The organism is Streptomyces sp. SDr-06 (assembly GCF_003324565.1).
Taxonomy (GTDB): Bacteria; Actinomycetota; Actinomycetes; order Streptomycetales; family Streptomycetaceae; genus Streptomyces.
This window is the reverse complement of sequence record NZ_QOLA01000002.1, coordinates 854,997-876,796: the sequence shown is the minus strand read 5'-3', so window position 1 is coordinate 876,796 and position 21,800 is coordinate 854,997. Positions and strand designations below refer to the sequence as shown.

The 21,800-nt window shown below is 71.4% G+C and carries 23 protein-coding genes; 10 read left to right on the top strand and 13 right to left on the bottom strand.

Annotated features, from left to right (window positions below):
* Positions 1-463 precede the first annotated feature (463 nt).
* Complete coding sequence (locus tag DT019_RS08340) at positions 464-1,105, bottom strand: DNA-3-methyladenine glycosylase (protein WP_114035989.1); 642 nt, start codon at positions 1,103-1,105, stop codon at positions 464-466.
* Positions 1,106-1,199: 94 nt separating this feature from the next.
* On the opposite strand from DT019_RS08340, the gene DT019_RS08335 reads away from it, so the two are divergent.
* The 3 genes from DT019_RS08335 to DT019_RS08325 all read left to right on the top strand — a co-directional run bounded on the left by DT019_RS08335 (position 1,200) and on the right by DT019_RS08325 (position 3,273).
* A complete protein-coding gene (locus DT019_RS08335) occupies positions 1,200-1,997 on the top strand; it encodes a sporulation protein (protein WP_114035988.1) in 798 nt (265 codons plus the stop codon).
* Between the two features lie 41 nt (positions 1,998-2,038).
* Positions 2,039-2,575, top strand: a complete 537-nt coding sequence (locus DT019_RS08330; protein ID WP_114035987.1) for a YbhB/YbcL family Raf kinase inhibitor-like protein — start codon at positions 2,039-2,041, stop codon at positions 2,573-2,575.
* Between the two features lie 182 nt (positions 2,576-2,757).
* Entirely contained in the window at positions 2,758-3,273 is a 516-nt protein-coding gene (locus DT019_RS08325; protein ID WP_114035986.1) for an HNH endonuclease, read from the top strand.
* A 69-nt stretch (positions 3,274-3,342) separates the two neighbouring features.
* Here DT019_RS08325 and DT019_RS08320 read toward each other — a convergent pair whose 3' ends face one another.
* The 4 genes from DT019_RS08320 to DT019_RS08305 all read right to left on the bottom strand — a co-directional run bounded on the left by DT019_RS08320 (position 3,343) and on the right by DT019_RS08305 (position 6,501).
* Entirely contained in the window at positions 3,343-4,116 is a 774-nt protein-coding gene (locus DT019_RS08320) for a sulfite exporter TauE/SafE family protein (RefSeq protein ID WP_189389254.1), read from the bottom strand.
* A gap of 93 nt (positions 4,117-4,209) precedes the next feature.
* Positions 4,210-5,148, bottom strand: a complete 939-nt coding sequence (locus DT019_RS08315) for an SPFH domain-containing protein (RefSeq protein WP_114035985.1) — start codon at positions 5,146-5,148, stop codon at positions 4,210-4,212.
* An 82-nt stretch (positions 5,149-5,230) separates the two neighbouring features.
* Entirely contained in the window at positions 5,231-5,659 is a 429-nt protein-coding gene (locus DT019_RS08310) for an NfeD family protein (protein WP_114035984.1), read from the bottom strand.
* 50 nt (positions 5,660-5,709) lie between these two features.
* Entirely contained in the window at positions 5,710-6,501 is a 792-nt protein-coding gene (locus DT019_RS08305) for an ABC transporter ATP-binding protein (RefSeq protein WP_114035983.1), read from the bottom strand.
* A gap of 148 nt (positions 6,502-6,649) precedes the next feature.
* On the opposite strand from DT019_RS08305, the gene DT019_RS08300 reads away from it, so the two are divergent.
* Positions 6,650-7,435 (top strand): hypothetical protein, encoded by a 786-nt coding sequence (locus tag DT019_RS08300; RefSeq protein ID WP_114035982.1) that lies wholly within the window; start codon positions 6,650-6,652, stop codon positions 7,433-7,435.
* A 68-nt stretch (positions 7,436-7,503) separates the two neighbouring features.
* Here the strand turns inward: DT019_RS08300 and DT019_RS08295 are convergent, their stop codons facing one another.
* The 3 genes from DT019_RS08295 to DT019_RS08285 all read right to left on the bottom strand — a co-directional run bounded on the left by DT019_RS08295 (position 7,504) and on the right by DT019_RS08285 (position 9,726).
* A complete protein-coding gene (locus DT019_RS08295; protein ID WP_114035981.1) occupies positions 7,504-7,746 on the bottom strand; it encodes a chaplin in 243 nt (80 codons plus the stop codon).
* 149 nt (positions 7,747-7,895) lie between these two features.
* Positions 7,896-8,540: a response regulator gene (locus tag DT019_RS08290; protein ID WP_114035980.1), complete on the bottom strand. Its 645-nt coding sequence runs from the start codon at positions 8,538-8,540 to the stop codon at positions 7,896-7,898.
* Positions 8,533-9,726 carry a GAF domain-containing sensor histidine kinase gene (locus DT019_RS08285; protein ID WP_114035979.1) on the bottom strand — a complete coding sequence of 398 codons (1,194 nt, stop codon included), beginning with the start codon at positions 9,724-9,726 and terminating at the stop codon, positions 8,533-8,535. Before DT019_RS08285 ends, DT019_RS08290 begins: the two co-directional genes overlap by 8 nt.
* Positions 9,727-9,910: 184 nt before the next feature.
* Between DT019_RS08285 and DT019_RS08280 the strand changes: the two genes are divergently transcribed.
* The 3 genes from DT019_RS08280 (at position 9,911) to DT019_RS08270 (ending at position 12,629) form a co-directional block, all read left to right on the top strand.
* Positions 9,911-10,612 carry an SDR family NAD(P)-dependent oxidoreductase gene (locus tag DT019_RS08280; RefSeq protein WP_114035978.1) on the top strand — a complete coding sequence of 234 codons (702 nt, stop codon included), beginning with the start codon at positions 9,911-9,913 and terminating at the stop codon, positions 10,610-10,612.
* Entirely contained in the window at positions 10,609-11,688 is a 1,080-nt protein-coding gene (locus DT019_RS08275; RefSeq protein WP_114035977.1) for an S-adenosylmethionine:tRNA ribosyltransferase-isomerase, read from the top strand. The genes DT019_RS08280 and DT019_RS08275 overlap by 4 nt, the downstream gene beginning before the upstream one ends.
* 269 nt (positions 11,689-11,957) lie before the next feature.
* Positions 11,958-12,629, top strand: a complete 672-nt coding sequence (locus DT019_RS08270) for a transglycosylase SLT domain-containing protein (protein ID WP_114035976.1) — start codon at positions 11,958-11,960, stop codon at positions 12,627-12,629.
* Positions 12,630-12,727: 98 nt separating this feature from the next.
* On the opposite strand, the gene DT019_RS08265 is transcribed toward DT019_RS08270, so the two are convergent.
* Entirely contained in the window at positions 12,728-15,223 is a 2,496-nt protein-coding gene (locus DT019_RS08265) for an FHA domain-containing protein (protein WP_189389251.1), read from the bottom strand.
* A 347-nt stretch (positions 15,224-15,570) separates the two neighbouring features.
* Between DT019_RS08265 and DT019_RS08260 the strand changes: the two genes are divergently transcribed.
* Both DT019_RS08260 and serB read left to right on the top strand, forming a co-directional pair.
* A complete protein-coding gene (locus tag DT019_RS08260) occupies positions 15,571-17,169 on the top strand; it encodes a streptophobe family protein (protein WP_114035974.1) in 1,599 nt (532 codons plus the stop codon).
* 98 nt (positions 17,170-17,267) lie between these two features.
* The gene (gene serB / locus DT019_RS08255) at positions 17,268-18,509 is read left to right on the top strand and encodes a phosphoserine phosphatase SerB (RefSeq protein WP_114035973.1); all 1,242 of its coding nucleotides are present in this window, start codon (positions 17,268-17,270) and stop codon (positions 18,507-18,509) included.
* Positions 18,510-18,575: 66 nt separating this feature from the next.
* Here the strand turns inward: serB and DT019_RS08250 are convergent, their stop codons facing one another.
* The 4 genes from DT019_RS08250 to DT019_RS08240 form a co-directional block, all read right to left on the bottom strand.
* On the bottom strand, positions 18,576-19,094 hold the full coding sequence (locus tag DT019_RS08250) for a SixA phosphatase family protein (RefSeq protein WP_114035972.1): 519 nt from the start codon (positions 19,092-19,094) through the stop codon (positions 18,576-18,578).
* 95 nt (positions 19,095-19,189) lie between these two features.
* Entirely contained in the window at positions 19,190-19,396 is a 207-nt protein-coding gene (locus DT019_RS08245; protein WP_114035971.1) for a hypothetical protein, read from the bottom strand.
* A 192-nt stretch (positions 19,397-19,588) separates the two neighbouring features.
* Positions 19,589-19,705, bottom strand: coding sequence for an SGM_5486 family transporter-associated protein (locus DT019_RS40700; protein ID WP_262985314.1), 117 nt, complete (start codon positions 19,703-19,705; stop codon positions 19,589-19,591).
* A gap of 30 nt (positions 19,706-19,735) precedes the next feature.
* A complete protein-coding gene (locus DT019_RS08240) occupies positions 19,736-21,025 on the bottom strand; it encodes a CynX/NimT family MFS transporter (protein WP_114035970.1) in 1,290 nt (429 codons plus the stop codon).
* A gap of 84 nt (positions 21,026-21,109) precedes the next feature.
* On the opposite strand from DT019_RS08240, the gene DT019_RS08235 reads away from it, so the two are divergent.
* Positions 21,110-21,793, top strand: coding sequence for a FadR/GntR family transcriptional regulator (locus DT019_RS08235; protein ID WP_114035969.1), 684 nt, complete (start codon positions 21,110-21,112; stop codon positions 21,791-21,793).
* Positions 21,794-21,800 lie beyond the last annotated feature (7 nt).

Genomic DNA, 21,800 nt, shown 5'->3' with positions numbered 1-21,800 from the left:
CTGTGTCATTGCCTGCCGACCACACGGGCCGGACAGGACTTTTCAAAGGAACCTCGATCCACCGAAGTGGACGGGGTTGTCAATCTGGCGTTGACTTTTGGCACGCTGTTGAGTTCTCAAGGAACGGACGCTTCCTTCGTACTCACCCTCACGGGCTTTCCTCCGGGCGCTTCCCTTCGCCATTTCGTGTTCCGACTCTATCAGACTCTTTCGCGTCCGATTCCCCGTCGAATTGGGGTTCGCTTTCCGGTTCCCGCTTTCGCGTTTCCCTTTCGGCGTCTCCACTACTTTAGCGGGTTTCCCCGGCTGTTCATAATCGAGTCATTCGAGTTCGAATTTCGGCATGCCGAAATGCAGACCCGTTGGGGTTCGATCGTAGGTAGTGGATGGCCGCCTGGGGTTGCTGAACAGCAGGGCCCGTCTCAAGCGGCTCGGGCTACGTTAGGCGTCGCTTGAGGCCGAGTCAAGTTCGGCGCTTGCGCGGCTGATGCGCCCGATACGGGCTCACCGTGGGGTCGTCCGAGATCCAGAACCGCCAGGGTTGCCACGCGCCCTCGCCGCCGACGCCGGTGCGCGGACCGCTCCGCACCTGGTCGGGCCTGGCAGGGGTACCCGCCAGTACGGCGAGAGGCGCCTCGGGGCCGGCGCAGACGTCCGCTCCGTTCAGGGGGCGGTCCACGTCGAGGGCGGTGGCCAGGCGGGCCGGGCCTTTGGCCAGTTCTTTGTCATATCGGGCCGAGATTCGACGTTTGCGGGCCAGCTCGGTGCCCACCCGGATCTCCCCCGCCCTGAGCAGGACACCGCTCGCCTGCCCCTCCGGCCCGCACACCAGGTTGAGGCAGTGCCACATCCCGTAGGTGAAGTAGACGTACGCGTGTCCGGGCGGCCCGAACATCACGTCGTTGCGGGGCGTGCGGCCGCGGAAGGCGTGGGAGCCCGGGTCGTTCGGGCCGTCGTAGGCCTCCACCTCGGTGAGGCGCAGTTCGATCGGGCCGTCGGGGCTGTGGCGTACCAGTGTGCGGCCCAGGAGGTCGGGGGCGACTTCCAGGACGGACCGGTCGAAGAATTCCCTGGGCAGTGGCGTACGTTCGGTGGCCGCGATCATGGCGTCCGAGGGTAGTGGACGGCGGGTGGAACCGGACATGACGCTTGCGCGTTCGTAGGGGTCGAGGTCGACAGGACATAGGGGAAGGACTGGCATGGGGTTCAAGCGGCTGCTGGCGAGCTTGGGGGCCGGCGGGGCTTCGGTGGAGACCGAGCTCACCGAGACCAATGTGGTGCCGGGCGGGGTCGTCCAGGGTGAGGTCCGGATCCAGGGCGGATCGGTCGACCAGCGGATCGAGGGGCTCTCGGTCGGGCTGCAGGCGCGCGTCGAGGTCGAGGGGGGCGAGCACGAGCACCAGCAGGACATCGAGTTCACCAAGGTGCGGCTCGGCGGGGCGTTCGAAGCGAAGGCCGGTGCTGTTCACGTGGTGCCGTTCGGCCTTGAGATTCCCTGGGAGACACCCGTCACGGCGGTCGCCGGGCAGCCGCTGCGGGGCATGCACATCGGGGTCACGACCGAGCTGGAGATCGCCCGCGCGCTCGACTCCGGGGATCTGGACCCGGTCCACGTACACCCGCTGCCCGCCCAGCAGGCGATCCTCGACGCCTTCCTCCAGCTGGGCTTCCGCTTCAAGAGCGCGGACCTGGAGAAGGGGCACATCCGCGGGACGCGGCAGCGGCTGCCCTTCTACCAGGAGATCGAGTTCTACCCGCCGTCGCAGTACCGGGGCCTGAACGAGGTGGAGCTGTCCTTCGTGGCGGACGACCGCGCGATGGACGTGGTCCTGGAGATGGACAAGAAGCCGGGGCTGTTCAGCGAGCGCAGCGACTCCTACCGCTCGTTCGAGGTGGGCTTCCACGACTTCCAGGGGACCGACTGGGCGGCGTACCTCAATCAGTGGCTGGCCGAGGTCGGCGGGCGGCGGAACTGGTTCTGGCCGGCCACCCCCTAGGCTCGGGACCACCAGTTGATGCCGAATCAGGAGGTGCCGACGTGAGCGAGCTCAAGAGGCCGCCGCTTCCCCATGACTTCCACCCCGAGGTGCCCTCGTTCACCGTGGTGAGCGAGGACCTCGAGCCGGGTGCCGTGCTGAAGGACGCCCAGGTCTACGCGGCCGGGAACACCTCGCCGCAGCTGCGGTGGGAAGGCTTTCCCGCCGGGACGAAGAGCTTCGCGGTGACGTGCTTCGATCCGGACGCGCCCACGGGCAGCGGGTTCTGGCACTGGTCGGTGTTCGACATCCCGGCGTCGGTGACCGAGCTGCCCGCGGGGGCGGGCAGCGGGAAGTTCGAGGGGCTGCCGTCGGGAGCGGTGCAGGTGCGCAACGACTACGGCTCGAAGGACTTCGGCGGCGCCGCCCCGCCGCCCGGTGAGACGCACCGCTACGTCTTCACGGTGTACGCGGTCGACACCGAGAAGCTGGGTCCGGACGCGGACGCCTCCCCCGCCGTGGTGGGGTTCAATCTGCGCTTCCACACGCTCGGCCGCGCGCAGCTCATCGGTGAGTACACGGCTCCCGAGCAGAGCTGACCGTTCGTTTTCCGTTTGCCCTGCCCTGGTCTTGGAGAGATCAGGGCAGGGCATTTTTCTGTTGCCGGGGCCGGGTTCTTCGCTCGGGCGGCCGCGGATATTGCGTTGTCCATCGTGGCGAGCCCGGCCAGAGTTGATCCAAGCCCGCGAGGGAGTGGGCCGGCACTACGGAGGTGGGCAGGATGCGGGACACGCTGGTACTGAACGCGAGCTTCGAGCCGCTGTCGACGGTGACGCTCAACCGTGCTGTGGTGCTGGTGCTCCAGGACAAGGCCGTGGTCGAACAGTCCCATCCCGGTCTGCGGATGCGGGCCGCCGCCGTCGACATCCCGGTGCCGCGGGTGATCCGGCTGTGCAGATACGTACGGGTGCCGTTCCGAAGACAGGCTCCGTGGTCGAGACGGGGGGTGCTGATCAGGGACCAGCACCGGTGCGCCTACTGCGGGCGGCGCGCGACGACCGTGGACCATGTGGTGCCGCGGGCGCAGGGGGGCCGGGACGGGTGGCTGAACACGGTGGCCTCCTGTGCCGAGGACAATCACCGCAAGGCGGACCGCACGCCGGAGGAGGCGGGCATGCCGCTGCTGCGCCAGCCGTTCGTGCCCTCGCCGGCGGATGCGATGCTGCTCTCGATGGCGGCCGGTGACCGGTCCGAGCTGCCCGAGTGGCTGGCTTCGGGCGCCGTACCGGCCGCGTGACGGGGGCCGATCCGCTGGGGAGAGCCCGCCTTCGGAGGGAAGGCGGGCTCGTTCGTGTGCGTACGGCCGCTACTTCAGCGTCAGTTGGAGGATCGCGACGACGCCGACGGCGATGATCACCCCGCGCAGTACCGCGGGCTTGAGGCGGCGGCCGACCTTGGCGCCGATCTGGCCTCCCAGGGTCGAGCCGACGGCGATGAGCAGGACCGCGGTCCAGTCGAACTCGGCGACGAAGAGGAAGAAGACGGCCGCGATGCCGTTGACGACGGCGCCGAGGATGTTCTTGACGGCGTTGATGCGCTGCAGGCTGTCGTGCAGGAGCAGGCCCATCAGGGAGAGGTAGAGGACGCCCTGGGCCGCGCCGAAGTAGCCGCCGTACATGCTGGCGAGGAAGAGGCCGACGAGGAGGGCGGCGCCGCCTTCGGGGTGGGCCTCGGTGCCGCGGGCCTCGCGGCGGCGCTTGATGGCGGCGGCGAGGCGGGGCTGGAGCACGACGAGCACGAGGGCGGCGCCGACCAGGACCGGCACGATCGCATCGAACGACGAGGACGGCAGGGCGAGCAGCAGGATCGCGCCCGCGAGTCCCCCGGCCAGGGCGACGCCGCCGAGGCGGAGCACCCGCCGGGTCTGGCCGCGCAGTTCGTGCCGGTAGCCGATGGCCCCGCTGATGGAGCCGGGCACCAGGCCGAGGGCGTTGGACACGTTGGCGGTGATCGGCGGCAGACCGGTCGCGAGCAGCACGGGGAAGGTGAACAGCGTGCCGGATCCGACGATGGTGTTGATGGTGCCCGCGCCGATGCCGGCGGCGAAGACCGCGAGTGCTTCCCAGATGGACAAGGCCATCTCCTTACACATTCAGTGAGTCGCCTCCCCGCCATGGAGGTCGAGGGGCCGCACTGATCATGCATGGCTGGTGTATGGGGCAGTCAACTGCCGTCAGTCCACCGGGGGTTCCTCGCGGCGCTCGGTCGGGCCGTTGCCGGTGTTGAAGCCCGGCATGCCGCCGCCGAGGTTGCCGAAGGCTCCGGAGAGGCCCTTGAGGGCGTCGCCGATCTCGCTGGGCACGATCCAGAGCTTGTTGGCGTCGCCCTCGGCGATCTTCGGGAGCATCTGGAGGTACTGGTAGGAGAGGAGCTTCTGGTCGGGGTCGCCCGCGTGGATGGACTCGAAGACCGTACGGATGGCCTGGGCCTCGCCCTCGGCGCGCAGGGCGGCCGCCTTGGCCTCACCTTCGGCGCGCAGGATCGCGGACTGCTTCTCACCCTCGGCGCGCAGGATCTCCGACTGCCGGACACCTTCGGCCTGGAGGATCGCGGCGCGCTTGTCACGGTCGGCGCGCATCTGCTTCTCCATCGAGTCCTGGATGGAGGTCGGCGGCTCGATCGCCTTGAGCTCGACGCGGTTGACGCGGATGCCCCACTTGCCGGTGGCTTCGTCGAGGACGCCGCGCAGGGCCGCGTTGATCTCCTCGCGGGAGGTGAGCGTGCGCTCCAGGTCCATGCCGCCGATGATGTTGCGGAGCGTGGTGACGGTGAGCTGCTCGATCGCCTGGATGTAGCTGGCGACTTCGTAGGTGGCGGCCCGCGCGTCGGTCACCTGGTAGTAGATGACGGTGTCGATGTTGACGACCAGGTTGTCCTGGGTGATCACCGGCTGGGGCGGGAAGGGGACGACCTGTTCGCGGAGGTCGATCCGGTTGCGGATCGAGTCGATGAACGGGACGACGATGTTCAGGCCCGCGTTCAGCGTCCTGGTGTAACGGCCGAAGCGCTCCACGATCGCGGCGCTGGCCTGCGGGATCACCTGGATGGTCTTGATCAGGGCGATGAAGACCAGCACCACCAGGATGATCAGGACGATGATGATCGGTTGCATCGCGTACCCCGTGCCCTTCTTGCTCTCGGATGGCCCTGGAAACGTCGGTTGATAGTTCCGGACCTGATGATCCTGGCATGGTTCACATGACGATGGCAGTGGCTCCGTCGATCTCGACCACGTCGACCTGACGTCCGGGTTCGTAGATCTGCTCCGTGTCGAGCGCACGGGCCGACCAGACCTCGCCCGCCAGCTTGATCCGGCCGCCGCCCGCGTCGACCCGTTCCAGGACGACGGCCTGACGGCCCTTCAGGGCTTCGGTGCCGGTGGCGAGTTGGGGGCTCTGGGTGCGGTGGCGGGCGGCGATGGGGCGGACGACGGCGATGAGCGCGACCGAGACGACCACGAAGAGGAGCACCTGCGCGACGGCGCCGAGGCCGAGGCCCGCGCCCAGGGCGGCGGCGATCGCGCCGACCGCCATCATGCCGAACTCGGGCATGGCGGTCAGTACGAGGGGGATGCCCAGACCTGCCGCGGCTATCAGCCACCAAATCCATGCCTCGATGTCCACAAGGTCATGGTAGGTCCGGGCGTCCCTTCACCGACAGTGCGCGCGGCCGCCTAGCCGAGCGGGAGACCCGTCGCCGTGTAGCGGTCGCCGCGGTGCTCGACGAGCAGCGGGAGGCCGAAGCAGAGGGAGAGGTTGCGGGAGGTCAGCTCGGTCTCCATGGGGCCGGCGGCGAGCACCTTGCCCTGACGGATCATGAGGACGTGGGTGAAGCCGGGGGCGATCTCCTCGACGTGGTGGGTGACCATCACCATCGAGGGCGCGTACGGGTCGCGCGCGAGCCGGCCGAGGCGGCGGACCAGGTCCTCGCGGCCGCCGAGGTCGAGGCCGGCGGCGGGCTCGTCGAGGAGGAGGAGCTCGGGGTCGGTCATCATCGCGCGGGCGATGAGGGTGCGCTTGCGCTCGCCCTCGGAGAGGGTGCCGAACTTGCGGTCCAGGAAGTCCGTCATGCCGAGCCGGTCGAGGAAGGCGCGGGCCCGGTCCTCGTCGACGGCGTCGTACTCCTCCTGCCAGGTGGCGGTCATGCCGTACGCGGCGGTGAGGACGGTCTGCAGGACGGTCTGGCGCTTGGGGAGCTTGTCGGCCATGGCGACGCCGGCCATGCCGATGCGCGGGCGCAGCTCGAAGACGTCCACCTTGCCGAGCTGTTCACCGAGGATCTTCGCGGTGCCGGTGCTCGGGAAGAGGTAGCTGGAGGCGATGTTGAGGAGGGTGGTCTTGCCGGCGCCGTTGGGGCCGAGGATGACCCAGCGCTCGCCTTCCTTGACCGACCAGGAGACGTCGTCCACCAGAGCGCGTCCGTCGCGGACCACGGATACGTCCACCAGCTCCAGTACATCGCTCATGAGCGCGTTGTCTCCCCATGCCATCGTCTTGAGTTCGCGAGTGCTTGCCGGGGGCGCCTGTGGGCGCGGTCCCCAGGGAAAACCTACGCCACTGGCGAAGTGATCCCGCCTCTAGGTCCGGTGGTGCGGTTTCTCTAGGGTTGGAGGCATGTTCTCGGAACCACGTTCAGGTCGGCTGGCCGCTTGGGGAAATGCCCTTTTGGCCGGGAAAGTCTCACCGGATGACGCGGCGCTCGCGATCGTCGGGGACGACGCGGTGCACCGGGTGGAGGGGCTGCCCGGCGAGTCTGCGCCGGTGGGTCTCACGCTGGCGCTCGGCCGGCTGCGCACCCTCGGGGTGAGCGGCTGGCGGGTCGCGCTGCCGACGGCGGGCCATCCGCTGGGACTCAGCGGCCCCGCGGAGTTCAACGCGCGCGCCCTCGACGCCGAGGAGGCCGTGGTGGGGTTCGGGGCGCCCTACGGTCTCGTCCCCGAGCTGTACGAGGCCGGGCCCGCCGGGGACGTGCACACCGAGGTGGTCTGGCACTGCCTGCCCGTGCGCGAGGCTCCGCCGGCCGACGTGCCCTCGCTCGGGGAGGCGGAGCGCGAGCTCGCGGAGGGGCTGCGGGAGGCGACCGCCGTGCTCACCCGGCTCGACGTGGCGGGGTCGGGTCCGGCCGCGGCCGCCGCGATCGACGCGTACCGGGCGCGGGCCGAGGGCCCCGACGAGGAGGTGCTGGCCCCGGGCTATCCGCCGCGCGCGGTACGGGTGCTGGAACTGGCGCGGCGGGTCGCGCTGCTGGTGTCGCTGGCGCGGGAGAACGGGCACGGGGGTGCGGTGAGCGCCTCGGAGATCGCGGCGCGGGGCGAGGCGCTGCGTCCGGTGGAGCGGGTGGCCAGGCGGGCCAGGGTCGCGGCGTACAACGCGTATGTGGAGGAGCGGGAGCGGGGCTGAAGCGGTTCGGACAGCGGACCGGCCCCCGGGCGAACCCGGGGGCCGGAGGTCACCGCTCGGGGAGCGGGTCAGCTGTTGGAGCTCTCGTTCCCGAAGGCCGGGTTGAGGACACCGATCACGTTGACCGTGTTGCCCGTGGCGTTCACGGGGACGTGGACCGGAGCCTGGACCAGGTTGCCGGAGACGACGCCCGGGGAGCGCTCGGCGGTGCCGTCGGCCTGGGCTCCGCCGTGAGCGGAAGCGGCGCCGGTCGCGGCGGCGAGGGCGCCGCCGGCGAGCACGGTGACGGCGAGAGCCTTGTTGAGCTTCATGTTCTGGATCCTCCTGGTCAGCGCCGCGACCAACCGCCGCGGCATGCCATGGAGAACGCCCGGGCCTCCCCGGGGATGCGCTATGTGGGTGACATCCACACGACGGTATGAATCGTGGGCCGGAGCATGACGATCCGGTTCACGTTTTGTCAGTCGGTCACACCATTGCGCACGGCCCACAGCGCGGCCTGGGTGCGGTCGGCGAGGTCGAGCTTCATCAGGATGTTCGAGACATGGGTCTTGACCGTCTTCTCCGACAGCACGAGATGGCGGGCGATCTCCCGGTTGGAGCGGCCGTCGGCGATCAGCGCCAGGACCTCCTTCTCCCGCTCGGTGAGGGTCGAGCCGCGCCCGGTGCCGCCCTGCCCGTCGTCCTGGCTGAGCAGCGCGCCCGCGACCTCGGGCTGGAGCAGCACATGGCCGGCGTGCACCGAGCGGATCGCTCCGGCCAGCGCGTCCGGGTCGACGTCCTTGTACACATAGCCGGACGCTCCGGCGCGCAGGGCCGGGACCACGGTGCGCTGCTCGGTGAAGCTGGTGACGATGAGGACCCTCGCCGGGTTGGCGAGCTCGCGGAGCTTGCGCAGCGCCTCGATGCCGTCCATGCCCGGCATCTTCACGTCCATCAGGACGACGTCCGGCTTCAGCTCCTGGGCGCGGGCGACGCCTTCGGCGCCGTCGGAGGCCTCCCCCACCACCTCTATGTCGTCCTGCACTTCCAGGAACGTCCGCAGTCCCCGGCGGACCACCTGGTGGTCGTCCACGAGCAGGACCCTGATCACCTTGTCAGCCACCGGGGACCTCCATCTTGATCGTGGCGCCCGCGCCGGGTGCCGATTGGACGGTCAGCCTGCCGCCGACCCCGCTCGCCCGGTGCCGCATCGACACCAGGCCCAGGTGGCGGCCCGCGCGGCGGACCCGGCTCGGCTCGAAGCCCCGGCCGTCGTCGGTGATCCGCAGGACCGCGCCCTGGCCGTCGCGCTCCAGGACGACGTCGACCCGGCCGGCGCCGGAGTGCCGCAGCGCGTTGTGCAGGGCCTCCTGGGCGACCCGGAGCAGGGCCTCCTCCTGGGCCGGGGGCAGCGCGCGCACCCCGCGGTTGTCGAAGGTGACGCGGGCCGCGTGGGCCCGGTCGAGGACCTGGATCTGGGTGCGCAGGGTGTGCACCAGGCCGTCCTCCTCCAGCGCGGCCGGCCTCAACTCCACGACGGCGGCGCGCAGTTCGTCGGCCGCCTCGGCCGCGAGGGCCGCGACCTGCTGGAGCTCGCCCTTGGCGCGGGCCGGGTCGCGGTCCACCAGGGCGGCGGCCGCCTGGGCGGTGAGCCGCAGCGAGAAGAGCTTCTGGCTGACCGCGTCGTGCAGCTCGTGGGCGAGCCGGGAGCGCTCCTCGGCGATGGTGAGCTCCCGGCTGCGCTCGTACAGCCGGGCGTTGGTCAGGGCGATCGCGGCGTGCTGGGCGAGCAGGCGCAGCAGGTCCTCGTCCTGCTCGGTGAAGCCACAATGGTCGCCCCTGCGGGAGAGGGAGACCTTGGGGCAGCGCTTGTTGGCGAGGAAGAGGGCGCCGAGCGTCTCCTCTCCGTCGCGGATCGGCATGCCCAGGAAGTCGGACATGTCGGGGTGGGCGCTGGGCCAGCCCTCGAAGCGGGGGTCCTTGCGGACGTCGGCGAGGCGCTCCGCCTTCTCCTCGTGGAGCATCGCGGCGAGGATGCCGTGCTGGCGGGGCAGCGGCCCGATCGCCCGCCACTGCTCGTCGCTGACGCCGTCGACCACGAACTGGGCGAAGCCCCCGTGGTCGTCGGGGACGCCGAGCGCGGCGTACTCCGCGTCGAGGAGCTCGCGCGCGGAGGCGGTGATCGTCTTGAGCACGTCCCGGACCTCCAGGTGCCGGCTCATGGCGAGCAGGGCGGTGCTCACGGCGGCGAGGCCCGCGCTCGGTGACGGGCTCGCTCCGGTGGCACGGGGACTGGGCGGACGGCTCATGGGGCCACGGTACCGGCGGCCCCCGACCGCGCGCCTCGGCCTGTGGACCAGCGCCGTCTGGGCCGCGGGGCCTAGGTCGAAGTGCCTTGCCGGGGTGGTGCCCGCGTCCGAGGCGGCGGGACCGCACCCGGCGCCACTCTGAACGCATCGACGCACAGCTCGACGGACAGAGGGGTCGGAGATCATGCCGGTTGCGATCATCACGGGGGCTTCCAAGGGGCTCGGGCGGGCGCTCGCCGGGGCGCTGGCAGAGCGGGGCTGGGACCTGGTCCTGGATGCCAGGACCGCCCCGGTACTGGAGGAGACGGCGCGCGCCCTCGACGCGTACGGGACGAAGGTGGTGGCGCTGCCGGGGGATGTCACCGACGCCGGGCACCGCGCGGAGCTGGTGGCGGCGGCATGGGGGCTCGGCGGGCTCGACCTGCTGGTGAACAACGCCTCCGCGCTCGGCGCCGAGCCGCTCGTGCGCCTGGCGGAGCTGGACCTCGCGGGTCTGCGGGCGGCCCTGGAGACCAATGTGGTGGCGGCGCTCGGCCTGGTGCAGGAGGCGCTGCCCCTGCTGCGGCGGTCGGCCGCGGGCGCGGTGGTCGCGGTCAGCTCGGACGCGGCGGCCGAGGCGTACGGGACGTGGGGCGGGTACGGCGCCTCGAAGGCCGCGCTGGACCAGCTGGCGGCGGTGCTCGCGGTGGAGGAGCCGGGGCTTCGGGTGTGGGCGGTGGACCCGGGTGACATGCGCACCGATCTGTACGCGGCGGCGGTGCCGACGGACGACGACCGGGACCGGCCGGAGCCCTCGACGGTGGTGCCGGGGTTCCTGCGGCTGCTGGACGAACGCCCGGCGAGCGGCCGTTACTCGGCCCCCGCTCTGGCGGAGGTGGCGCGATGACCGTGCCCCTGGTGGTGCGGGTGCCGGACGAACTGCTCGCCTCGGTGCCCGCCGAGGTGCGCGGCAGGGGGCGCGACGACGTACGGCTCATGGTGTCGCGCGGCACGACCGTCTCCCACCACGCCTTCCGCGACCTGGCCGGGCAACTGCGCGCCGGTGACGTGCTCGTGGTCAACACCTCGCCGACCCTGCCCGCCGCGGTCGACGGTTCGGCCGGCGGGCGGGCGGTGGTGGTGCACTTCTCCACCCGGGGGCCCGACGGGCGCTGGGCGGTGGAGCTGCGCACGCCCACGCCGTCGGGGAGCAGCGAGCGGCGGACCGGGGACCGGGCGGGGACCGTCGTGGCCCTGCCCGGCGGGGAGGAGCTGGTGCTCGACGAGGCGCTGAGCCCGGACCGGCTGTGGTGGGCGCGGGTGTCGGCGGGCGACGTGCCGGGGCTGCTGCACCGGCACGGGCGGCCCATCCGGTACGCCTATACGGAGCGGGACCAGCCGCTCTCCGCGTACCAGACGGTGTTCGCGCTGCCGCAGCCCGACGGGCTCGGGTCGGCGGAGATGCCGAGTGCGGCGCGGCCCTTCACCGTCGGCCTGGTCGCGGAGCTGGGGCGGCGGGGCGTGCGGTTCGCGCCGGTCACGCTGCACACGGGGGTGGCCTCGGCGGAGGCGCACGAGCCGCCGTACCCGGAGCGCTTCGCGGTGCCGCGGGCCACGGCCCGGGTGGTGAACGCGGCCCGGGCGGGCGGCGGGCGCGTAGTGGCGGTCGGGACCACCGCGGTGCGGGCGCTGGAGTCCGCGGCCGGGGCCGACGCTGTGGTGCGCGAGGCTGCCGGGTGGACGGATCTCGTGGTGACGCCGGAGCGCGGGGTACGGGTGGTGGACGGGCTGCTGACCGGGCTGCACGAGCCGGAGGCCTCCCATCTGCTGATGCTGGAGGCGATCGCGGGCCGCGAGGCGCTGGCCGTCGCCTACGACCAGGCGCTGAGCCGGCTCTACCTGTGGCACGAGTTCGGCGACGTCCACCTCATACTTCCGGACGAGAACCCTCACCGTGCGCATTGCTCCAGCAACGTTTGGTGAAACTGTTACGTCCTCGATGTGAGCCCGGGCATAGGACGCACATCACTTACGAGGCTGTTTAGTGGACACATAAAGTCGGTGTGAGCGGGGCCAGAGTGGGTACGAGGCGCCGTCGGCCCGGACGTGATCCACTATCCGGCTTCGTATGTGGCAGCTTTGCCACCGGATTTTGCGGCCGCTAACAATGACTCCCGTCGCACAGCGCTGCGGCTCCAACGCCGCGGCGCTTCGGTGCGCCGTCCACGTCATTCGGAAGAGGTCCAACAGCCATGCCCGAGTCCAGCAACCCTGGTCATAGTCGTCTGAACAAGACGCACAAGATCTCGATTGCCGGTGTCGCCGCCCTCGGCGCCGCCGCTCTCGCCCTCTCGGTCTTCCCCGGGACGGGTCAGTCGGGCAGCGCCGCAGCCGCCGAGCCCGCCGCCTTCGCGGCGACCGTCGTCAGCACCAAGGCGGTCTCGGAGAGCGTCTCCAAGCAGCAGGTCACCGCCGACCAGCAGGCGAAGGCCGCCGCCAAGGCGAAGGCCGACGCGGATGCCAAGGCGAAGGCCGAGGCCGAGGCGAAGCAGCGTGACGAGGCCGCCGCCGCCAGCCGCTCCGCCGCCCGCAAGCCGGTGTACGCCAACAACCTCGACGGCTGGATCCGCCAGGCCCTCGACATCATGAAGAGCAACGGCATCCCGGGCACCTACGAGGGCCTGCACCGCAACATCATGCGCGAGTCGACCGGCAACCCGAACGCCATCAACGGCTGGGACATCAACGCCATCAACGGCGTCCCGTCCAAGGGTCTGCTCCAGGTCATCCAGCCGACCTTCAACGCCTTCCACGTGCCCGGCACCTCGTCGAACATCTACGACCCGGTCGCCAACATCACCGCCGCCGCCAACTACGCGGCGAAGACGTACGGCTCCATCGACAACGTCAACGGCGCCTACTGAGCCTGAGCCCGACCGCCTCAGGCGGCTGGTCCTCTCCGGACGTAGGAGAAGGGCGGCACCCCGACGGGGTGCCGCCCTTCTCGCGTGTCAGGCGCCGGCTACTTGCGCATGACCTCGGGCTCGTGGCGGCGCAGCAGGCGCGCGACCACGAAGCCGAGGGCGACGCCGATGAACAGCAGCACCGAGATGTTGAGGAACCACTGCGACGCCTCGTGCTTCCACAGCGGGTCGAGGTTGGTCGGGTCGTTCTGGTCCATCGGCCCCATCAGATGCGCGAGGTCGAGCGTCGTGCCGACGCCCGCGATGGCCCAGCGCGACGGCATCAGCCAGGCGAACTGCTCCAGGCCGACCGAGTCGTAGACCTTGAACAGGATGCCGGTGAAGACGACCTGGACGATGGCGAACATGACCAGGAGCGGCATGGTCTTCTCGGAGGTCTTCACCAGCGAGGAGATGATCAGGCCGAACATCATCGAGGTGAAGCCGAGGGCGATCACGACCAGGCACATCTCGACCGCGGGCGGCATCACGAGGCCTTCGGCGGGCAGCTTGCGGGTCGAGAAGCCGATCACGCACAGGATCACGCCCTGGAAGGCCGTGATGACGCCGAGCACCAGGATCTTGGACATCAGGTACGCCGAACGGGACAGGCCGGTGGCCCGTTCGCGTTCGTAGATGACCCGTTCCTTGATCAGTTCTCGTACGGAGTTGGCCGCGCCGGAGAAGCACATGCCGACCGCGAGGATCAGCATGATGGTGCCGGCGTCCCCGTTGAAGCGGGACGGCGGCGTCGGCGGCGCGAGGCCGAACTTCGCGGGGATGACGACGCTGACCGAGCCGATCACCGCGGGCAGGGCCACCGACAGGGCGAGGAAGCCCTTGTCCGATGCGATGACCGACACATAGCGGCGCATCAGGGTCCACAGCTGCGAGGCCCAGCCCTGCGGCTTCGGCGGCTTCATCGCCTGGGCCGACGGCATCTGCACCGACTGCGGGGCGACGGCGTCGATGTCCGCGGCGTACATCTGGTAGTGCTGCGAGCCCTTCCAGCGGCCCGCCCAGTCGTAGTCGCGGTAGCTCTCGAAGGCGGAGAACACATCGGCCCAGGTGCTGTAGCCGAAGAAGTTCAGCGCCTCCTCGGGCGGACCGAAGTACGCCACCGAGCCGCCCGGCGCCATCACGAGCAGCTTGTCGCAGATGGCGAGTTCGGCCACCGAGTGGGTCACGACCAGGACGGTGCGGCCGTCGTCGGCGAGGCCGCGGAGCAGCTGCATGACGTCGCGGTCCATGCCCGGGTCGAGGCCCGAGGTGGGCTCGTCGAGGAAGATCAGCGACGGCTTGGTGAGGAGTTCGAGGGCCACCGAGACGCGCTTGCGCTGGCCACCGGAGAGGGAGGTGACCTTCTTCTCCTTGTGGATGTCCAGCTTGAGCTCGCGCAGCACCTCGTCGATGCGCTGCTGGCGCTCGCTCTCGGTGGTGTCGGCGGGGAAGCGCAGCTTGGCCGCGTACTTCAGCGCCTTCTTGACGGTCAGCTCCTTGTGCAGGATGTCGTCCTGCGGGACCAGACCGATGCGCTGGCGCAGCTCGGCGAACTGCTTGTAGAGGTTCCGGTTGTCGTAGAGGACGTCGCCCTTGTTGGCGGGCCGGTAGCCGGTGAGCGCCTTGAGCAGGGTGGACTTTCCGGAGCCCGACGGGCCGATGACCGCGATGAGGGACTTCTCGGGGACGCCGAAGGAGACGTCCTTGAGGATGTCCTTGCCGCCGTCGACCGTGACGGTCAGATGGCGCGCGGAGAAGGAGACGTCACCGGTGTCGACGAACTCCTCGAGCCGGTCGCCGACGATGCGGAAGGTCGAGTGGCCGACGCCGACGATGTCCTGCGGACCGAGCAGGACGCTGCCGCCCTTGGCGATCGGCTGTCCGTTGACGTACGTGCCGTTGTGGGAGCCGAGGTCTCGGATCTCCATCCGGCCGTCGGGCGTCGCGTGGAACTCGGCGTGGTGGCGCGAGACCTGGAGGTCGGAGACGACCAGTTCGTTCTCGAGCGCACGGCCGATGCGCATGACCCGGCCGAGCGCCACCTGGTGGAACGTGGTCGGGCTGCGGTCGCCGTACACGGGCGGGCCACCGGCCTGGCCGCCCTGCTGGGGGACCTGCGGCTGCGGCGGCTGCTGCTGCCACTGCTGCTGCGGGACCTGCGCCTGCTGCGCCCAGCCGCCCTGCTGCGGCGGGGCCTGCTGGGGTTGCGGGTGGGCCGGGGCCGCCTGCGCCTGGGCGGCGGGCTGCGCGTAGGCGGCCGCGGCGGCACCGGTCAGATTCAGCCGCGGACCATCGGTCGCGTTGCCGAGGTGGACCGAGGAGCCGGGGCCGATTTCCATCTGGTGGATCCGCTGACCCTGCACGTAGGTGCCATTGGTCGATCCGTGGTCCTCGATGACCCAACTGCGGCCGCCCCAGCTGATCGTGGCATGGCGCCACGAGACTCTGGCGTCGTCGACCACGAGGTCACCCTGCGGATCACGACCGAGGGTGTACGACCTGGACGGATCGAGCGTCCAGGTGCTGCCATTCAATTCCAGTACGAGTTCCGGCACTCCAGCCCCACTTGTCGTCCCCCGAAAGACCCCCGCACCGGAGGCCTGTGACTCCCGACACAGAGAGTCTAGGGATGGTGAACATCGGGGGGAACTATTTCAGGCCCGGGCTCGTATCCGAAACCCGGGCCTTGTGAATTACGTGCACAGACCGTGCACAGTCCGGTCCCGGTCCTGCAACAGGCCCCTGCCGTGCACCCGTTGACGTGGGCCAAACACCCCCCGAGAGTAGTAAGCACCCATGAGTGCGTACGGATCATGATGTCCGCCCATAAAGGGCGTGGCAGCGGAGGAACATGGCCTCTCCGCATGAATAGGGGCAAGTCGGCTCGTACCGGGGGGTCCTGATGAGCGTGGGCGACAACGAGGTGCGCGGCGCGATCCGGTGGGGCGACGTGCTGCTCGCCTCGATCGCCTCGGTGAGCTGGGCGCTGGTCGCGATGGCGGGTACGGCCGCGCTCGGACTGCATCTGCTGGGCGCGGACGCGGCGGGCGCGCTCGGTCCGATGTCCGCGGCCGTGGTGGTCCTCGGGGCGGGCGGTTCGGTCACCCCCTCCGGTGACGTCTCGGCGTTCGGTCTGAGCGGCGCCGAGGCGAGGACGGCCATCGATTTCACGCCACTGGGCGTGGGGCTCGCGGGGGCGCTGCTGCTCGCCGTCTTCTTCCTGCGCTCGCTGCGGGCCGTCGGCGCCTGGATCTCCGGCGCCGAACTGGCGGCCCGCGCCGCCGCAGTGGCCGCGCTCTTCGTCGCCGTCGTCGCCGGGCTCGCCTGGGCGGGCCACGACCTCATCACCCTCGACGGCTCCCAGCTGGGCCTGGGCCAGGTGAAGGTGCCCGGCATCCCGGGCCTTCCCGGGCTCGGTGACGTCGGCGGTCTGCTGCCCGGCCGGCTCGCCGACCTCGCGGACGCCCGGGCGAAGGTCGGCTTCAGCGTGGACACCGGCCGGTCCCTGGCGGGCGCGGCGTGCTGGGTCGCCGTGGTGCTGGTGATCGCGCTGCTCGCCTCGCGGCGCGGCCCGCTGCCGCCCTCCTGGACGGCGCTGCACCGTGCGGTGCGGCCCGCCGCGTCCGCGCTGGTGACGGTGGTGCTTGTCGCGGTGGCGGCGGGGCTCGCGGCCGCGGTGTACGCGGGCATCGGCGACAACCGGCCGCGGCAGATCGCGGGCGCGGCCCTGCTCGGCGCGCCGAACGGGGTGTGGCAGGCGATCCCGCTCGGGCTCCTCGTGCCCTGGCACGGCCACGCGAGCGGCACGCTCGCCGGCGCCCTGCCGGACCCCCTCGACCGGCTCCTGGGGGCGAAGGACGACGAGTCGGTGACACTGGCGCGGCTGGCCCAACTCGACCACCGCGTCTGGCTGCTGGCCGTGGCGACGGGCCTGCTGATGCTGTATGCGGGGGTGCTCGCCGCGGCCCGTACGCCGGTGGAGGGGCGTTCGCTCGGCGCCTTCGCGGGGCGGTGCGCGCTGTCGCTGGCCGCGGCCACCGCAGTGGCGCTCCCCCTGATGGTGTGGCTCACCGGGATCTCCGCGAGCGCCTCCCTGTCGGTGCTGGGCTTCGACGCGTTCGGGGCGGGCATCGAACTGCACGGCGACGCGGCTCTCGCGTTCGCGCTCGGCGCGGGGTGGGGGCTCGCGGCCGGGGCGGTGGGCGCGCTGCTCGCCTGGACGGCGGGCGCGGCGGGGCGCCGGGCCGCGGTGCTCGCCCGGGTCCCGGGAGCCGCGGGGCCGCGCGAGGAGGCGACGGCGGCGCCGGGTCCGTACAACCCGGCTCCCTCCTACCGGCCGCCGAACCCCGACACCAACCCGTATCTGAAGCTGCCGCCGGGGCTGCACGGCACCCCCACGATGCCGGGCCCGCGCGGCCGCCCACCGGCGCGGCCCCGCCCCCACGGCCCCCCGGAGGACGGTCCGCCGCCCCCGCCCGGCGGACCGCGGGGTCGCGGCTGAGGCGGGCCGGCCCGCCGAGAGGCCGTCCGAGGGGACGCTGTCCGCAGGGCGGGACGGCGTGCCGGGCGTGAGCGGGGGCCGGATACGGTGGGATCACCATGACGCCATCGCCCCTGCCCCCCGCCGGCCAGAACTCCGACGCCGGTCAGAGCTCTGACGTACCGACCCTCCTCGTCAAGATCTTCGGGAAGGACCGCCCCGGCATCACCGCCGGGCTCTTCGACACCCTCGCCGCCTACTCCGTCGATGTCGTGGACATCGAACAGGTCGTCTCGCGTGGCCGGCTCGTCCTGTGCGCCCTCATCACCGAGCCCACCGTGGCCTCCCAGGGCGAGCTGCGCGCCACCGTGCACAGCTGGGCCGAATCGCTCAAGCTCGAAGCCGAGATCATCTCCGGCCTCGGCGACAACAGGCCGCGCGGCAGCGGCCGTTCCCATGTCACCGTGCTCGGCCACCCGCTGACCGCCGAGTCCACGGCGGCCATAGCGGCGCGGATCGCCGCCACCGGTGGCAACATCGACCGCATCTTCCGGCTCGCCAAGTACCCGGTCACCGCCGTGGAGTTCGCGGTGTCCGGCGTCGAGACCGGTCCGCTGCGCACCGCGCTCGCCACCGAGGCCGCCGCCCGCGGGGTGGACGTGGCCGTGGTCTCGGCGGGCCTGCACCGGCGGGCCCAGCGGCTCGTCGTGATGGACGTGGACTCCACGCTCATCCAGGACGAGGTGATCGAGCTCTTCGCCGCGCACGCCGGATGCGAGGCCGAGGTCGCCGAGGTCACCGCCGCCGCGATGCGCGGCGAGCTGGACTTCGAGCAGTCGCTGCACGCCCGGGTCGCGCTGCTGCGGGGCCTGGACGCCTCGGTGGTGGACAAGGTGCGGGCCGAGGTCCGGCTCACGCCCGGCGCCCGCACCCTGGTCCGTACGCTCAAGGCCCTCGGCTACCAAGTGGGCGTCGTCTCGGGCGGGTTCACCCAGGTCACCGATGGCCTCAAGGAGCAGCTGGGGCTCGACTTCGCCTCGGCCAACACCCTGGAGATCGAGGACGGCAGGTTCACCGGGCGGGTCACCGGCGAGATCGTCGACCGGGCCGGCAAGGCGCGGCTGCTGCGGGAGTTCGCCGCCGAGGCCGGGGTGCCGCTCGCTCAGACCGTGGCGATCGGTGACGGCGCCAACGACCTGGACATGCTGAACGCGGCGGGCCTCGGGGTCGCCTTCAACGCCAAGCCGGTGGTCCGGGAGGCCGCGCACACCGCGGTGAACGTGCCCTTCCTGGACACCGTGCTGTATCTGCTCGGCATCACCCGCGAGGAGGTCGAGGCGGCGGACGGCCTGCTCGACTGAACCCGGCGGCAGACAGACGGAAGGCCCCGGTGCGCGGTGCGCGCCGGGGCCTTCGTCACGAGGTCGTCAGGCGTGCGGGGCCCAGAACTCGACGAGCCGGCCCGCCCCGTGCTCCACGGACTTCCAGGAGCCGTTGATCGTGAGGACGGCGTACGCGCACGTCGGGAAGCCGCTGCGGTTCATCCGCGACAGCACGTCGCCCTCCGCGTCACCGGCGAGCGCGTCCGCCAGGGCGTGCATGCCCGGGTTGTGCCCGATGAGCAGGAGGTTGTCGACGTCGTCGGGGGTCTCGTTGATCAGCGCGATCAGTTCGCCGAGCGAGGCCTCGTACAGCCGCTCCTCGTACACCGTCCTGGGGCGCTGCGGCAGTTCCTGCACGGCCAGCTTCCAGGTCTCGCGGGTCCTGACCGCGCTGGAGCAGAGGGCCAGGTCGAAGGCGATGCCGGACTCGGCGAGGCGGCGGCCTGCGACCGGGGCGTCCGCCCTGCCCCGTTCGGCCAGCGGCCGGTCGTGGTCGGACACCTGGGGCCAGTCGGCTTTCGCGTGCCTCAGAAGGACGATCCTGCGGGGTGTATCGACGCTCATGCTCCCCAGCTTCGCATGAAACACGCCACGCGGCGCAGGGTGCCGGGGAGTCCGCCGAAGGGGGTGACGGCCGGGGGCGGGGAGGCCTTGGCCGCCTAGCGCGAGAGGCTGTGCTGGATGCGGTCGACGAGGTGGGTGAGGGTGCCGTCGCCGGACACGGCGTGCGTGTCGCCCGAGCCGACGAGGAGCGCGAGGAGGGCGAAGAAGGCGAGGGCGGGAAGGGCGACGCCCCACCATGGCAGCTTGAAGTCCACGCCACCGGCGGCCGGTTGGGGGGACCTGGGGTGGGTGTGGGCCGACATGACCGCCTCCGTGTGCGTTCCGGGTTCGGGAGCCGCGTCCGAACGGGGTGTTCGTCGCGGTACCTCAAAACCTACGGATCCGGCGGGCGTCATCCCATCCGGTGACCCACCCACTTGACCCTGACCCTGACCCCCTAGGGGATGGTGGGGCTAGCACCACCATGGCCCCTTCGGGGTGCGGGTCGGGTTCGGTCAGGGGGAGGCGATCGTCGCGATGATGGCGACGACGACCGTGACGGCGAGCATCGCGCCGAGCACGAGCAGGAGCTTCTTGTGGCTGTTCTGCGGATTGGGTTCGAGCACTGGCATGCGGTCAGTGTCGCATCCCGGTTTGCTCCGCTATCGCCGGACCCCGAGCTCGTCCTCGATCGTACGGTCGCGGCCCGCCAGGACGCCCACGACGATCTGGGGCACCATGAGGCCCGCCATCAGGGCGATGGGCAGGTCCCAGCCGCCGCTGCGGTCGTGCAGGACGCCGACCAGGAGCGGGCCCGGGATGGAGAGCAGATAGCCCACGCACTGGGCGAAGGCGGAGAGGCGCACGACGCCCGCGCCGGTCCGCGATCGCTTGCTGATCATGGTGAGGGCCAGCGGGAAGGCGCAGTTGGAGATGCCGAGCAGCAGCGCCCAGGCCCAGGCCCCGCCGGCCGGAGCGAGGTAGAGCCCGGCGTAGCCGGCCAGTCCGCAGGCGCCGAGCACGACGACGATGGGGCCCTGGCTGCGCAGCCGGTTGACCAGCCACGGGATGACGAAGCCGAGCGGCACGCCCATGACCATGGTGAGCGAGAGCAGCAGCCCCGCGGTGCCGGCCGAGACGCCCGCGTCGCGGAAGATGGTCGGCATCCAGCCCATGGTGATGTAGGCGCCGGTGGCCTGGAGGCCGAAGAAGCAGGCCAGCGCCCAGGCGGTGCCGCTGCGGGTGATGCGCGGCGCGGGCGCGGGCTCCTCCTTGGCGCTGAGGGCCGGAGCGGCGCTGCCCGAGCGGTCGCGCGTCAGCGGGATCCAGGCCGCCACGGCGACGACCGCGAGCAGCGCCCAGACGCCGAGTCCCCGGCGCCAGCCGCCGCCCAGCGCGTCGGTGAGGGGCACCGTGGTGACCGCGGCCAGCGAGGTGCCCGCGGCGAGCGCCATCGAGTAGAGCCCGGTCATGGAGCCGACCCGGTCGGGGAAGTAGCGCTTGACGATCACCGGCATCAGGACGTTGCTGACGGCTATGCCCATCAGGGCGAGCGCGCTGGCCGCGAGGAAGGTGACGGTGCCGCCCGCGAAGGGGCGCAGGAGCAGTCCCGCGGTGATGGCGGTCATGCCCGCGAAGACGACGGCGCCGGGGCCGAAGCGGCGGGCGAGGCGCGGCGCCGTGATGCCGAAGACGGCGAAGCAGAACGCCGGCACCGAGGTGAGGACGCCCGCGATGCCCCCGCTCATGTGCAGTCCGCCGGTGACCTCCTTCATCAGGGAGCCGAGGCTGGTGATGGCGGGGCGCAGGTTGACGGCGGCGAGCACCAGCGCGAGCGGCACCAGCCAGCGCGTCCACGACGGCGTCCGGCCCGCGTCGGCCGGGACGTGGAGGGGCTCGGCGGGGGCGGCGGCGGGCGGGTGGCTCAGCGTGGCGGTCTCTTCGTCGGGCATGGTGCCATCATAGAATCATGGGATGATTGGTTGTCCAATCGTTTCCGGCTTCCGTGCACGGCCCCCTTTCCGGACAGGAACACCATGACCCTGAGCTCCCCCCGGCGGTCCGCCCTCTCCGACCAGGTGATCGCGCAGCTGCGCAACCAGATCACCTCGGGCGAGTGGGCGGTCGGTTCGCGCATCCCGACCGAGCCCGAGCTCGTCGAGCAGCTGGGGGTGGCGCGCAACACGGTCCGCGAAGCCGTCCGCGCCCTCGCGCACAACGGCCTGCTCGACATCCGCCAGGGCTCGGGGACGTACGTCGTGGCCACCAGCGAGCTCGCCGGGGTGATGCAGCGCCGGTTCGCCGACGCGGACCCGCGCCACGTGGCCGAGCTGCGGTCCACGCTGGAGTCGTCGGCGGCGAGGCTGGCCGCTCAGCGGCGTACCGAGCGCGAGCTCAAGCAGCTGGACACGCTGCTCGAACGGCGCGAGCGGGCCTGGGCGTCGGGCGACCGGGAGGCCTTCGTGTCGGCCGACGCCACCCTCCACCTGGCGGTCGTCGCCGCCTCGCACAACGACGTACTGACCGAGCTGTACGCGGACCTCGGGCATCTGCTGCGCGACTGGCTGCGTGACGACGTGGGGCTCGACATGACGCCGGCGAACCACATGGACCACAGCCGGATGGTCGACGCGATCCGCACGGGCGACGCCGAGACGGCGGCGTCGGAGGCCGCCGCCCACGCCTTCATCTGTCTGCCGGACCGGCTCGAAGGGCGCTGAACCGGCG